The sequence below is a fragment of the Aquimarina rubra genome, assembly GCF_042684305.1.
Taxonomy (GTDB): domain Bacteria; phylum Bacteroidota; class Bacteroidia; order Flavobacteriales; family Flavobacteriaceae; genus Aquimarina; species Aquimarina rubra.
This window is the reverse complement of record NZ_JBHULE010000019.1, coordinates 1,574,545-1,589,211: the sequence shown is the minus strand read 5'-3', so window position 1 is coordinate 1,589,211 and position 14,667 is coordinate 1,574,545. Positions and strand designations below refer to the sequence as shown.

At 36.3% G+C, this 14,667-nt stretch carries 8 protein-coding genes and 1 tRNA gene; 3 read left to right on the top strand and 6 right to left on the bottom strand.

The features are described from left to right. Positions 1 to 29: 29 nt before the first annotated feature. Together ACFSR1_RS15440 and ACFSR1_RS15435 are read right to left on the bottom strand one after the other, a co-directional pair. Positions 30 to 3,140 carry a TAT-variant-translocated molybdopterin oxidoreductase gene (locus ACFSR1_RS15440; protein ID WP_378293917.1) on the bottom strand — a complete coding sequence of 1,037 codons (3,111 nt, stop codon included), beginning with the start codon at positions 3,138 to 3,140 and terminating at the stop codon, positions 30 to 32. A 53-nt stretch (positions 3,141 to 3,193) separates the two neighbouring features. Further along, entirely contained in the window at positions 3,194 to 4,516 is a 1,323-nt protein-coding gene (locus ACFSR1_RS15435; RefSeq protein ID WP_378293916.1) for a c-type cytochrome, read from the bottom strand. A gap of 222 nt (positions 4,517 to 4,738) precedes the next feature. Here ACFSR1_RS15435 and ACFSR1_RS15430 point away from each other — a divergent pair, with 222 nt between their 5' ends. After that, positions 4,739 to 5,191: an SPOR domain-containing protein gene (locus ACFSR1_RS15430; RefSeq protein WP_378293915.1), complete on the top strand. Its 453-nt coding sequence runs from the start codon at positions 4,739 to 4,741 to the stop codon at positions 5,189 to 5,191. An 85-nt stretch (positions 5,192 to 5,276) separates the two neighbouring features. On the opposite strand, the gene infB is transcribed toward ACFSR1_RS15430, so the two are convergent. Genes infB through rimP form a run of 3 tightly spaced genes read right to left on the bottom strand, consistent with a single transcriptional unit; the run spans position 5,277 to position 9,817 of the window. Then, complete coding sequence (infB, locus tag ACFSR1_RS15425; protein ID WP_378293914.1) at positions 5,277 to 8,060, bottom strand: translation initiation factor IF-2; 2,784 nt, start codon at positions 8,058 to 8,060, stop codon at positions 5,277 to 5,279. 44 nt (positions 8,061 to 8,104) lie between these two features. Beyond that, a complete protein-coding gene (gene nusA, locus ACFSR1_RS15420; protein WP_378293913.1) occupies positions 8,105 to 9,337 on the bottom strand; it encodes a transcription termination factor NusA in 1,233 nt (410 codons plus the stop codon). Positions 9,338 to 9,349: 12 nt separating this feature from the next. Then, entirely contained in the window at positions 9,350 to 9,817 is a 468-nt protein-coding gene (rimP, locus tag ACFSR1_RS15415; protein WP_378293912.1) for a ribosome assembly cofactor RimP, read from the bottom strand. Positions 9,818 to 10,083: 266 nt separating this feature from the next. Between rimP and ACFSR1_RS15410 the strand changes: the two genes are divergently transcribed. After that, a complete protein-coding gene (locus tag ACFSR1_RS15410; RefSeq protein ID WP_378293911.1) occupies positions 10,084 to 10,917 on the top strand; it encodes a universal stress protein in 834 nt (277 codons plus the stop codon). A 140-nt stretch (positions 10,918 to 11,057) separates the two neighbouring features. Here ACFSR1_RS15410 and ACFSR1_RS15405 read toward each other — a convergent pair. After that, positions 11,058 to 11,130 (bottom strand) — tRNA-Gln (locus ACFSR1_RS15405). Between the two features lie 219 nt (positions 11,131 to 11,349). On the opposite strand from ACFSR1_RS15405, the gene ACFSR1_RS15400 reads away from it, so the two are divergent. Further along, positions 11,350 to 14,652, top strand: coding sequence for a glycosyltransferase family 117 protein (locus ACFSR1_RS15400; RefSeq protein ID WP_378293910.1), 3,303 nt, complete (start codon positions 11,350 to 11,352; stop codon positions 14,650 to 14,652). Positions 14,653 to 14,667: the final 15 nt, after the last annotated feature.

Below are 14,667 nucleotides of genomic sequence, written 5' to 3'. Positions count from 1 at the left end.
ATAATTGAATTGATTCTTTATTTAGTTAATTAGGCTTCTGTAGTATTTCTTACTTTCGTTTGGTACATCACATTTGGTTTCGTACCTACGTGCTCAAGTAAGTGATACATACGTTTATCCTCAGTTAATTTAGCTACTTTACTGTCCTTGTCATTGATATCTCCAAATGTCATTGCACCAGAAGAACAAGCAGCTGAACAAGCTGTTTGGAACTCTCCATCCTTAATAGCTCTTCCATCTCGCTTAGCATCCAAAATTGTCTTTTGAGTCATTTGGATACACATAGAACATTTTTCCATAACTCCTCTTGAACGAACCGTAACATCAGGATTTAATACCATACGACCTAAATCATTATTCATATGGTAATCAAATTCATCATTTTCGTTGTACAAGAACCAGTTAAATCTACGTACTTTATAAGGACAGTTGTTTGCACAATATCTAGTACCTACACAACGGTTATATGCCATATGATTTTGACCTTGTCTACCGTGAGATGTTGCCGCAACAGGACAAACAGTTTCGCAAGGTGCGTGATTACAGTGTTGACACATTACCGGTTGAAAAGCAACTTCTGGATTATCTGAAGGCACTTCCATCTCTCCAAACTCAGACAAAGAACTACTTAGCCCTTTCATGTCATTCTTCTTTTGATTATCGCCATCAAAGCTATCTTCTGAAGAATAATAACGGTCGATACGCAACCAGTGCATATCACGAGATCTTCTGATCTCAGACTTACCTACTACAGGAACATTGTTCTCTGCGTGACATGCAATCACACAAGCTCCACATCCTGTACAAGCATTTAAATCAATAGAAAGGTTAAAATGATGTCCAATAGAACGATCAAACTCATCCCAAAGATCAACTTCTGGAGAAGTTACTTCATATTCTATATGATTTTTACTCACTTCTGGAATCGCATTCCATTCGTGTTTATCCTTAGTATTAAATATCTCTAGCGTCGTTTCTTTGATAATATCACCACGACCCATTAATGTATTGTGTAATTGCACGCAAGCAAATTCGTGCGTACCTTCAGCTTTTGCTAACGTAACGGATTGAACAGCATTTTGGTTTTGATATAATGCATATGCATTTACCCCTACCTGCATTTCCTCTTTAAGACCTGCTTTCTTACCATACCCTAAAGCTAAACCTACAGATCCTTGAGCTTGTCCCGGTTGAATAATTACCGGTGCAGTTATATTAACTCCATTAACTGTAACAGTAGCATAACTTCCATTTAAAGCTCCGTTAGCGACATTCTCATTCACCAATTCTAAAGCTTCTGCATCTGCTCTGGAAACTGTTAAATAATTATCCCAAGAAGCTCTGGTAATTGGATCCGGCATCTCTTGCAACCAAGGGTTGTTTGCCTGCTGTCCATCACCTAATGCAGTTTTTGTATATAAAGTAAGTTCTAATCCGTTTGATTTTGCTGTAGACAATCTTCTTGCCGCTGCTCCTACGTTAGGACCTACTGGAATTTCAGTTTCTGCAGTATCTCCTTCTGGAGTAGCAATGGCAGTTTCTAACGATTCTTTTGCTAGTACTGGCTTGACCAATACCCCATCGTGCAATGCTTGATTCCAAGAAGTTCCTCCTAGAACCCCTGTCCACGCACTTTTTATATAGTCATTATATGCAACTGTATTTCCTGTCCATTTTAATAATGTTTCCTGAAATTGACGGGTATCAAATAAAGGGCGAATAGTAGGCTGCATTAAACTGTAGCTTCCTTTCTTTAGTTCAACATCACCCCAAGACTCTAAATAATGCGGAGTCGTAGCCACATAATTACATTCTAAAGCAGTTTCATCATTATGCATGCTAAATGCAACTGATACATCTACTTTTTTAAGACCTTCTTTAAACTCATTGGCATTAGCAAGCGTGTATACAGGATTAACTCCCGCGATTAACAAACCTCCAACGCGTCCTGCGTTCATATCTTTTACTAACTGAGCAACAGCTTTTGCATTACCCTGACGTATTTTACGAGGCGTATTTTTATTAAAAGCTTTACTTGTAATATGCTTGTTTATTGCTAAAACTAACAACTGTGCATCTACATCCTGAATTCCCGAAACAACAACAGCGTTACTTCCAGCTTTCTGAATTTGCTTAGCAGCTTTTACCACCTCAGCATCCAATGCAGCGTCTAAAGATCCTTTTGACCCAGCTCCGGTAACATACTTATATAAAGCAGCTAACACTTGCTTCTGCTGTGTTGGAGTAGCTTTTATTCTTTTATCTGCATTTGCTCCAGAAAGAGACATGTTTGCCTCGAACTGAATATGCTTTGACATTTTACCATTTTTCGGAACACGACCTTGAGCATATCCTCCATCATATCCACCACCTTGCCAATCTCCTAAGAAATCTGCAGCAATACTTACAATGGTATTTACTTTAGAAAAGTCATAATCCGCTAAAGCTCTTTCACCATACATCATCTCATACGCATCCAATGCTTCACTAGAAGAAACCGCATCATACACTATATGAGAAACATTACTATATTTTGCTTTGAACTCTGCTATCAATTTAGAAGTCGAAGGGCTCGCAAAAGTCTGAGTCAATAAAACAATTTGTTTTCCTCCAAGACTATTAAGTTTAGCACCAACTTCTTTATCCAGATCTTCCCAGCTAATATCCTCTTCACCCTTCTTCGGACCTTGTAAACGAGAACTATCATACAAAGACAGAACCGAGGCATGAACTCGGGCATTAGCTTCTCCGTTAGAAGTAGCCAGATTATTATTCTCCACTTTGATTGGTCGACCCTCTCTTGTCTTTATTAAAACACTAGCAAAATCAAAACCATCAGCAATTGTAGTCGCATAATAATTTGCTACACCAGGAACAATTCTTTCTGGTTGCACCACATATGGTATTGATTTAATCACTGGGCCTTCACAAGCTGCTAAGGATGCAGCTGCAGTACTAAAACCTACATATTTAAGAAAATCACGACGAGAAGTCGAAGAACTTTCCAGAGATGATTTATCTCCTAAAAACTCATCCGTAGGAATCTCCTGAACGAATTCATTTTGTTGTAGCGTCTCAACAATAGAGCTATTTTCGTTTAGCTCTTCAACACTTTTCCAGTATTTCTTGTTTGATGACATATATAATTGATATTAGCTTCTTACTTATTTTCGCTTAACGAATAAATCATTTATTAATAGTGGCACTTACCACATTCCAGACCACCCATTTGAGCAGCAGTCAATTTATCCACTCCATATTTCTTAGACAATTCTTTATGAATCTTTTCATAATACTCATTGCCCTCCATTTTCACATTAGTTTCTCTGTGACAGTTAATACACCATCCCATAGTTAAAGGAGCGTGTTGGTACATAATCTCCATCTCTTCTACCGGTCCATGACATTTCTGACACTCAATACCTGCAACACTTACGTGCTGAGAGTGATTAAAATATGCAAAGTCAGGAAGATTATGAATACGTACCCATTTCACAGGTTCAGTCTCACCAGTGTACGATTGTGTATTCTCGTCCCAACCAACGGCTTTATATAATTTCTGAATTTCACCGTCATAGAATTCTTTTGAATATTCCTCTGTAGCCGTACTTTCTGCCACCTCAGCAATAGATTTGTGACAATTCATACAAACATTTAAAGAAGGGATTCCAGAATGCTTAGACACTCTTGCCGAAGAGTGACAATACTTACACTCTATCTTATTTTCGCCCGCATGAATCTTATGCGAATAATGAATTGGCTGAATCGGCATATATCCCTGATCAACTCCTACTTGCATAAAATATCCGTATACAAAGTACCCACTTCCTAACAACAAGAATACAGCAGTAACCAATACTAAAAATTGGTTCTGAACAAATGCCTTCCATATTGGAGTTCTAGCTTCTGCCTCTGGTAATTCAACACCATTAGCTTCTGCGAAACTTCTAAGTGTTTTATTCACTAGGAACAAAACAACCACTAGCATTAGGAACACTAATGCTAATGCCGCTAATACAAGGTTAGAAGAAACACCTGAACCTCCTGAAGAACCAGTAGGCAAAGCTCCAGCCGCAGCTGCAGGTGGCGGATCTGCCTTAGGCACCATTACATATGCCAAGATATTGTCGATATCAGTATTTGTTAGTTGAGGAAATGCATTCATCGAAGTCTTATTATACTCCTCCCAAATAGCAATGGCCTGTGCATCACCTGATGCAATCATTGCGGCACTATTTTTAATCCAAGAATACAACCACTCTCTCTCATACTTATCAGCTACTCCAAAAAGCGCTGGACCAACTGCTTTCTTATACCGCTTATGACAAGCAGCACAAAGCGATTTGAACAAAGCTTCTCCTTTCGCAACATCTCCACCATCAGTGGATTCTACAGCTGCAGCTTCCGTTGTTGCCGCTTCTTCCTGCGCAAAAACTGGATTCAATAAAGAGAATAAAAAAACAGTTCCTAGAAGTAGGAGTTTTGAGGCTGAATTTCGGTATTTCACCTGTTTCATATTATTAAGTAGAATTATCGTCTAAATTTTGGTATGGTTTTTTCATTATTCGTAAAAAATGACAAAAAACCAAGTCCGTTTAATTCGACAGCAAAAGTACTATAATAAGTCGATTTTAGAAATGTTAGCGAACTGTTAAGTGCTAATTTATAACAATTCTAAATAATATTTTTAAAGGATATTGAGTTATTAAACTTTACCTTTGTATCAAATCTATTTGTAATGAGAATTTTAAATAAAAAAAACAACCTTTTACTATTAGGTTTTTGTTTTTCGGGAATCACTTATTTAAGTGCACAGGATTCGACAAATTCTGACAATCCGACTGTTTTTACCACTATAGAAATGACCCCTCCAGCCGAACCCACGATTACCGTAAATCAAGATCCCAGGATTAAGCAGTTGTTGGATATCAAAACAAAAATGGATAAAGATGGGGTGTTAAGTGAGAATTATAGAATCCAGTTATATAACGGAAATATGAACGAGGCTCAAAAAGTTCTAAGAAAAGCAGAGACCACATTTCCCCAATGGAAAACAGACATTAAATGGGAAACCCCGGACTTTAAAGTTTGGATTGGCAACTACCGTAGTAAATTAGAAATGGACAGAGCTTTAAAAGATATTAAAAAAGAATTTGCAGGAGCATTTCCTTTTAAACCTGAAAAAAAATAAATCTTTTTTTATATCATCCAAATACTTGTAAATAAGAAAGCCTGATCATATGATCAGGCTTTCTTATTTACTTAATTATGTGGTATTATAATTTTTTCTTCACAGCTACTTCCTGGAAGGACTCAACTACATCACCTATCTTAATGTCATTGTAATTTTTAATCTGTAAACCACAATCATATCCTTTAGCAACTTCTTTTACATCATCTTTAAATCTCTTTAAAGAAGAAAGCTCTCCGGTATATACAACAACTCCTTCGCGGATTAATCGTATCCCTGCGTTACGGATTATTTTACCGGTTTGAACCATACAACCTGCAATGGTTCCAACTTTAGATATCTTAAATGTCTCTCTAATCTCTGCAGTACCGGTAATTTCTTCTTTCATTACTGGAGAAAGCATACCTTCCATTGCATCCTTAAGATCATTGATCGCATCATAAATAATCGAATATGTTCTGATATCGATTTCTTCTTTATCAGCTACCTGACGAGCATTACCGGCAGGCCTTACATTAAATCCAATGATGATCGCATCAGAAGCCGATGCTAGTAACACGTCACTTTCTGTAATAGCACCTACGGCTTTATGAATAATATTTACATGAATTTCTTCGGTAGATAATTTCTGGAACGAATCCGTCAAAGCTTCTACTGAACCATCCACATCACCCTTAAGAATAATATTTAATTCTTTAAAGTCTCCAAGAGCAATTCGTCGTCCAATTTCATCCAGCGTAATGTGTCTTTGTGTACGAACAGATTGTTCTCTATGTAACTGAGCTCTTTTAGACGCAATATCTTTAGCCTCTCTTTCATCCTCCAGAACACTAAATTTATCACCTGCTTGTGGCGCTCCATCCAGACCCAATATCGATACCGGTGTAGAAGGTCCAGCTTCTTTTACATTATTACCTCGTTCATCCTGCATCGCCTTCACCTTACCACTATTTTTACCAGCTAACACGTAATCACCAACTCGTAGCGTACCTGTCTGTACTAAAATTGTAGACACATACCCTCTACCTTTATCAAGGAACGCCTCTACTACTGTTCCTGAAGCCAATCTATCAGGATTAGCCTTAAGTTCTAGTATTTCAGCTTCCAAAAGTACTTTTTCTAAAAGCTCCTTAACTCCTTGCCCGGTTTTAGCAGAAATATCATGGGATTGAATTTTTCCTCCCCAATCTTCTACCAACAAGTTCATAGCTGCTAATTTCTCTTTTATCTTCTCTGGGTTTGCCTCTGGCCTATCCACTTTATTAATTGCAAAAACAATTGGTACCCCTGCAGCTTGTGCGTGACTAATGGCTTCTTTTGTTTGCGGCATCACATCATCATCTGCTGCAATTACAATAATAGCTAAATCTGTTACCTGGGCACCACGAGCACGCATCGCCGTAAAGGCTTCGTGACCCGGAGTATCAAGGAACGCTATTTTTTGTCCATTACTCAATTGCACTCCGTATGCCCCAATATGCTGAGTTATCCCACCACTTTCTCCGGCAATTACATTTTCTTCACGAATATAATCCAGTAAAGATGTTTTTCCGTGATCTACGTGACCCATTACAGTAACAATAGGAGCTCTTAACATAAGATCTTCTGGAGCATCCACAATTTCCTCTATAGATTCCTCTATATCTGATGTTACAAAATCAACTTCATAACCAAATTCATCTGCAACGATAGAAAGTGTTTCAGCATCCAAACGCTGGTTCATAGTAACCATGATACCCAATGACATACAAGCCGATATTACTTGAGTCGTAGGAACATCCATCATCGTGGCTACCTCTGAAACAGTAACGAATTCAGTTACCTTAAGTACTTTACTTTCTTGTTCTTGTTGTGCTACATCGTCCTCTACTTTCTGACGGTGTTGATCACGCTTATCTCTACGATATTTTGCTGCTTTGGATTTATTAGATTTCCCTTGAAGCTTTTCAAGAGTTTCTCTAACCTGCTTTTGTACTTCTTCTTCGCTTGGTTCTTCTTTAACAATTGCAGGTCTTTTTCCTTTTCCGGGACCACGGTTTCCGGGACCTCGATTTCCTGGACCGCGACCGCCACCTTGTCTATTACCAGGTCCTCCTGGTTTACCGCCACCGTCTTTACTTATTCTTCTACGGCGCTTCTTTGCATCTCCATCAGAAGATTTATCCGACTTATCTTCTTTCTTCTTAGGCGGCTTCTGAAATTTAGTTAAATCAATTTTCTGACCTGTAAAATTAGGACCATCCAATTTCTTGTATTGCGTTTCAACCTTTACAGATTCTGCCTGAGCTTCGGGCTCTTGAGCAACCGAAGTATCCTTTTTAGGTGTTTGCTGCTCTACCGGTTTTGAAGCTTTTTTCTGCTCTAGATCAATAGCGGCAACTTTAGCTACCTTAATACCCTTTTTTGGAGGTCTATTTGAAATAACTTCGGGTTTCTTTTCCTCTTCTTTTTTCTCCTCTTTTTTTGGAGCTTCCACTGCTTCTTTTTCTTTGGGCTGTTCGGCAGTTTCTTCTTTCTTGTCTAAATCAATCTTACCAACTTGTTTAGGTCCGGTTAATTGGGCTTTAGCTTTTACAACTTCACGGGCTTCAGCACGCTTACGTTTTTCCTCCTGCTCCGACTCAATCTGCACACGCAGCGCTTCTTTCTCTTTTCTTTTTTCCTCTCCAACCTCTTTTGAAGCCACCTTCTTACTCTTGTCTGTCTGAAATTCGTCAAACAACAGCTGATAGATCTCTGAAGAAATTTTTGTGGTAGGACGCGAGTCTATCTCATGACCTTTTGAATTCAAAAAGTCAACAGCCCGATCTAGCGAGATATTGAATTCGCGTAATACCTTATTTAATCTCATTGTTTTTGCTTCAGCCATAAATGCCTATTATTTTATGCTCAAATATAAATTAATTGAAGTTATTAATCTTCAAATTCTGATTTTAATATTCTAATAACCTCACCAACAGTCTCTTCCTCAAGATCTGTTCTTTTTACTAAATCTTTAATATCTTGTTCTAAAATACTCTTAGCTGTATCTAATCCTATTTTAGCAAACTCTTCTATAATCCAAGAATCAATCTCATCAGAGAACTCTGATAACTCTACATCTTCCTCTACACCTTCTCTAAATACATCTATCTCATAACCAGTTAATTGACCTGCTAATCGTATGTTATGACCTCCTCGTCCAATAGCCTTAGAAACCTCTTCAGGTTTTAACATAACTTCTGCACGACCTCCTTCTTCATTAAGCTTTATAGATGTTACTCTTGCAGGACTTAAAGCTCTCGTGATATATAACTGTAAGTTATTTGTATAATTAATTACATCTATATTTTCATTCCCGAGCTCTCTAACGATACCGTGAATACGTGATCCTTTCATACCAACACAAGCTCCAACGGGATCAATTCTATCATCATAAGAATCTACAGCAACTTTAGCTTTTTCACCTGGTATTCTAACTACCTTTTTCACTGTAATCAATCCGTCAAACACCTCAGGTATTTCTGACTCAAACAACTTCTCTAAAAATAAAGGAGATGTTCTGGACATTATAATAGCTGGTTTATTACCTTTTAACTCTACAGATTCGATAACTCCTCTTACATTCTCTCCTTTTCTGAAGAAATCCGAAGGTATCTGTCTGTCTTTAGGTAAAATAATCTCATTCCCTTCGTCATCTAATAAGATTATCGCTCTATGGCGAATATGATGCACTTCTGCCGTATATATCTCTCCTTCTAACTCTTTAAATTGCTTATAGATATTTGTATTGTCGTGTTCGTGTATTTTAGAAATTAGATTTTGACGTAAAGCTAAAATTGAACGTCTTCCTAAATCTATCAGTTTTACTTCTTGAGAAACATCTTCACCAATTTCAAAATCCGGTTCTATCTTCTGAGCTTCAGAAAGAGATATTTCCTGATTCCCATCTTCAACCTCTCCATCTGCAACCACCACACGGTTTCTCCAAATTTCTAAATCCCCTTTATCGGGATTTATAATGATATCGAAATTATCATCACTACCAAATTTCTTTTTTAATGCATTCCTAAATACATCTTCTAAGATCGCCATCAGCGTAACACGATCGATTAACTTATCATCCTTAAATTCTGAAAATGACTCTATTAATGCGATATTTTCCATATCAATCTATAATTAAAATGTTATTATAACTTTTGCTTCTTGTATTTCGGAATACGAAATACACTCCTCTTTAGTTACTGTTATTTTTCCTTTACCTACAGGTTTGGGTTCTCTTGTTTTCCAAACCAACGTAATGTCATCATCTGTCACAGAAGTTAATTCACCCTCAATAGTCTGATTACCCTCTGTTTTAACCTTAAGTTTTCTACCTATATTTTTTTTATATTGACGCTTATGAATAAGTCCTTCAGAAACTCCAGCCGACATTACCTGTAATGAAAAATCTTCTTCTTCTCGATCCAAATTATGTTCAATTGCCCTACTAACTGCAATACAATCTTCTACAGTTACTCCTTCATCACCATCAATGATTACCTCAATACTATTACCAGGATGTATCTTTTGTTCAATTAAAAACAACGAAGGCCTTTCTAATAGTGCCTCTTCTAACAAATTCTGAACTTTATCTTTTAACGACATAGGTAGATAAAAAGAGGGGACTTTCCGTCCCCTCCATCTGGTTTTTTAATTTCAACGGTGCAAAGATAGTAATAATATCTTATATTCAAAACCCACTTAACAATGAATTTATTCGTAATTTTAAATGACTATTAAGGAATTACCGCTTAATTAAGCTTAAATTCAGAATTAAAACCTATTTTATTAACCTACTTCTTTTAAATTATTAAGTAAATAATACAGAATCAATTAATTTTATTGACAATTATTCTAAACACACCTTAATCATGATTAAAAAAATTCTAGTACCTACAGATTTTTCCTCTCAAGCCGAAAGTGCTTTAAAAGTAGCTGCACAAATAGCTAAAAAAAATGACTGTCAGATTTATCTTTTGCACATTTTAGAAATGCCAGTTCATTTGGTTGACTTAATGTCTTCAGGAGCTTCTGCTCCGGCACCAGAAGCCATTTTTTTTATGAAGCAAACTCATAAAAAATTTGAAGAGGTCTTAGCCAGTGATTATCTGCAAGGTCTGGAAATATTTGAAACGGTGAGTTTTGAAGATGTGCTACACGGCATTATGGATTCTTGCAAAAAAAATGATATCGACATGATCATTATGGGATCTCACGGCTCCTCGGGCTTTGAAGAATTATTTATTGGATCAAACGCTGAGAAAGTAGTTAGAACTTCAGAAAAACCCGTATTAGTTATTAAAGAGGATTGTGACATATTTAGTGTTAATGATTTGGTATATGCTACAAACTTTGATGACGAAGACAAACCATCTTTAATCGCAGCCTCAGAATTTGCTAAACAACTAAACGCTAAACTACACCTAGTATGGATAAATACAGCCAATAGCTTTAAAACCACCAGTGAAACTGAAGAAAAAATGAATCTGATGATATCTGGTTTGCCTATTGAAAACTATTCTTTAAACATCTATAACGATATTAATGTAGAAAAGGGAATTCTAAATTTTGCTAATTCTGTTAATGCTGGTCTCATTGGAATTAGCACACATGGAAGAAAAGGGTTATCCCACTTTATCAACGGAAGCCTTGGAGAAGATGTAGTGAACCATGCCAAAAGGCCTGTATTGACTTTTAAGATATAGTTGCTGCAAAAGCGGTTAACCAAAAGAGCAACAATAAAATTGTTGCTCTTTTGGTTTTCCTTATGTTTATATCAATTTCTAGTTAGGACCTTTACAAATAAAAAAAAGGAACAACACTAAATTTGTTGCTCCTTTTTATGTTGGTCTACTAGGGCTCGAACCTAGACTCTTCTGGACCAAAACCAGACGTGTTGCCAGTTACACCATAGACCAATGCGTCATTGCGGGTGCAAATTTAATATATTCTTTTTGCTCTGCAAACATTTTTTACAAAAAAATATCTCTTCTCCATTTTTTAACATTTAAATTACGGATAAATTAAATGTGCACCGCAATCAAAATATAAACTTCTGTTAAGCGTTTGCTAAAAAAACCAATAGAGAAGTATTTTTATTACTAAATTCGCCACACCTTTTATAATAGATATATCTTATGAGTACATTCAACTTTAAAAAGTGGAATAAAATACTAGGATGGGTAGTTTTTACCATTGCATTATGCGTTTACTATCTTACCGTAGAACCAACTGCCAGTTTTTGGGATGCAGGTGAATATATAGCAACTTCTTCTAAGTTACAGGTTGGACATCCGCCTGGCGCACCTTTGTTTCAAATGATAGGAGCCTTTGCTTCAATATTTGCATCAGACACAACTCAGATAGCGTTTGTAGTAAATATGACCTCAGCTTTTGCCAGTGCATTTGCTATCCTTTTTATGTTTTGGTCTATCACTATTTTAGTACAAAAGCTTATTATTAAAGATGAAGAATTCACAGAAGCTAAAGCTTTCGCTACTCTTGGAAGTGGGCTGGTAGGTGCATTAGCATTTGCATTTACTGATAGTTTCTGGTTTAATGCGGTAGAAGCAGAAGTATATGCCATGGCGACCTGCATTTTATCTGTACTTTTCTATCTGGGATTACTTTGGGAAAGAGATATGCATAATCCTCGAGGAAATCGATGGTTAATTTTAATTGCATTTATTGCAGGACTTTCTTTTGGGATTCACTTTATGGGACTACTTTCCATTCCTGCTATCGGATTATTGTATTATTTTAAAAACTACAAGGTTACTGTAAAAAACTTCATTGTTGCTAACATTGTAGTGGTGGCAATTCTTTTGTTTATTTTTAAATTATTACTTCCCACTACTCTGAAATTATTTGGATGGTTTGAAGTAACTTTTGTAAACAGTCTCGGGATGCCTTTTAATTCCGGAACTATCTTCTTAGGATTAGTCATTGCTGCAGCCTTTTATTATATTCTAAAATATACCCGGAAAAAAGAATTTCCTTTGATTAATTCTGCAGTATTGTGTGTGTTATTTATTTTTATAGGGTTCTCTTGTTGGATTATGTTGCCGATTAGAGCTAACGCAGGAACCGTTATTAACGAAAATAATCCAAACAATGCTCGTGAATTACTAGCGTATTACAATCTAGAACAATATCCTGAAACACATCTGTTTTATGGTCCACAATTTACCGAAATATATGCCGGGCTAGATGAAGATAATCCATATGAGGACGACAAGCCTAAATATGAAAAGAATCTCAAAACCGGAAAATATGATATTGTAAATGACTGGAAAAATGCCCGACAGAATATCGATGATGATCATAAGGCTTTTCTTCCAAGAATGTGGAGTACCGAGCATATCGCTAATTATATGGATTTTACCGGACCTATTAAGTTTACTATAAAACCGGAATATCAGGATGAATCTGAATTGTTAGAAGCGGTAACACAATTTAGAAGAGAATACGCCGTAGGGAAACTCGATAATGATGATTACAACAAATTTTTACGTTCTTTTGGAGATTATCTTAACGTAGAAAAACCTTCCTTCAAATCTAACATTCAATATCTTATAGAATATCAAATGGGATATATGTACTGGAGATATTTTATGTGGAATTTTGTGGGTCGACAAGATGATAATCAAGGAAAATACACAAATCTAGAAGGAAACTGGCTAAGCGGTATTAAATTTATAGATGAGTTACACCTTGGATCGCAAGACAACTTACCTAGTGATGTAACCAAAAACAAAGCTCGTAACACCTATTACTTTTTACCTTTATTATTAGGGCTTATTGGTTTTGTATTCCAGATGCAACGGGATAAAAAGAATTTCTGGATTTTATTAGTCTTTTTCTTATTCACTGGTTTAGCATTAAAAATATATCTTAATGAAAGGCCTTTTGAACCTAGAGAACGTGATTATGCACTTGTTGGATCCTTTTATGTTTTTGCTATTTGGATCGGTTTTGGCGTGTATGCGCTATTTGATATTCTTAAAAATTCACTGAAACCTAAATTGTTAGCTCCAATTGTCACGGTAGTATGTTTACTTGCTGTACCTACTCTGTTAGCTGCCCAAAACTGGGATGATCACGATCGTTCTAACAGATATACTGCCCAGGCAATGGCTAAAATGTATCTACAGTCTTGTCAAGAAGATGCGATTCTATTTACCATAGGAGATAATGATACGTTTGCCTTATGGTATGCTCAGGATATAGAAGGATATCGAACAGATGTACGAACCGTGAATACTAGCTTATTTGCAACAGATTGGTATATTGATCAAATGAAGCGAGCAGCATATGACGGTAAGCCAATTCCATCGCAATTAACACACGATTTCTATCGATTTGGGAACAATGATGCGATTTACTATAAACCAATAACAAGAGATACCATTCCAATAAAGACTTGGATGGATTGGATTCAAAGTAATAAAAAAGAAACCAAAGGAGATTTACAAAACGGTAAGCAAGTCAACACTTTCCCTTCTAAACATATTAGAATCCCTGTAGATAAAGAAGCAGTTCTTAGAAACGGAATAGTTCCTCAAAAAGATGCAAATCTTATTGTTCCTTATATAGACATTCATCTTAAAGGAGATTTACTATTTAAGAACCGTCTATTAATGCTCGATATCATTGCTAATAATAATTGGGAAAGACCTATTTACTTTACCGGAGGTAGTTTTGGAGATGATGATTATTTATGGATGAAGGACTATTTACAATTAGATGGTGTTACTTATAAATTAGTTCCTATCAGAACTCCAATCGACAAACGAAATCCATATGATATGGGTCGTATTGATACAGATGTGATGTACAAAAACGTGACAAGTTGGGATTGGGGAAACAGTGAAGACCCTAATATCTATCACGACCCGGAAACACGCAAGAATGCCATAACCTATAGAAGTAATCTTGCAAGATTGGTAGAAGCTCTTATCAACGAAGGAAAAAAAGAAAAAGCCAAGGAGATTCTAAATTTAGGTATGGAGAAAATGCCCATAGAGTATTATGAGTATTACACCTTGCTAGAACCATACGTAAGCGGTTATTATGAAGTAGGAGAAAAGGAAAAAGCACGTGAGCTGTGGAACAAAATTGCAAAGAAATATCAAGAACAGCTTACCTATTTTGGTAGTCTTACATTAGAAGAACAATATAAATATGCCAGTGAAATAGTTAGTAATGTAGAAAGATATCGTAGTGTGGTGGATTTACTATTGATCAATCAAGACAGGGATATGATCGAAGAAAAAGCAGAAGAATTCAATAGATATCTTCGTCTATTCACTAGACTTTATTCTGAAGATGAAGAATATGATAATCAAGATGCATTGGAAGAGCAAGAACGAGATTTGGAAAAAGAATTTCTGGATAGCCTACAGTCACTAGATACTTTAGAAAATACATCAAATTTGTAAATTTATGGAGCCTTA

Coding starts and splice junctions, on each gene's coding strand:
- infB (WP_378293914.1), bottom strand. CDS start 8,060: ATGGCTGAAGCAAAAACAATGAGATTAAATAAGGTATTACGCGAATTC.
- nusA (WP_378293913.1), bottom strand. CDS start 9,337: ATGGAAAATATCGCATTAATAGAGTCATTTTCAGAATTTAAGGATGAT.
- ACFSR1_RS15410 (WP_378293911.1), top strand. CDS start 10,084: ATGATTAAAAAAATTCTAGTACCTACAGATTTTTCCTCTCAAGCCGAA.
- ACFSR1_RS15430 (WP_378293915.1), top strand. CDS start 4,739: ATGAGAATTTTAAATAAAAAAAACAACCTTTTACTATTAGGTTTTTGT.
- ACFSR1_RS15400 (WP_378293910.1), top strand. CDS start 11,350: ATGAGTACATTCAACTTTAAAAAGTGGAATAAAATACTAGGATGGGTA.
- ACFSR1_RS15440 (WP_378293917.1), bottom strand. CDS start 3,140: ATGTCATCAAACAAGAAATACTGGAAAAGTGTTGAAGAGCTAAACGAA.
- rimP (WP_378293912.1), bottom strand. CDS start 9,817: ATGTCGTTAAAAGATAAAGTTCAGAATTTGTTAGAAGAGGCACTATTA.
- ACFSR1_RS15435 (WP_378293916.1), bottom strand. CDS start 4,516: ATGAAACAGGTGAAATACCGAAATTCAGCCTCAAAACTCCTACTTCTA.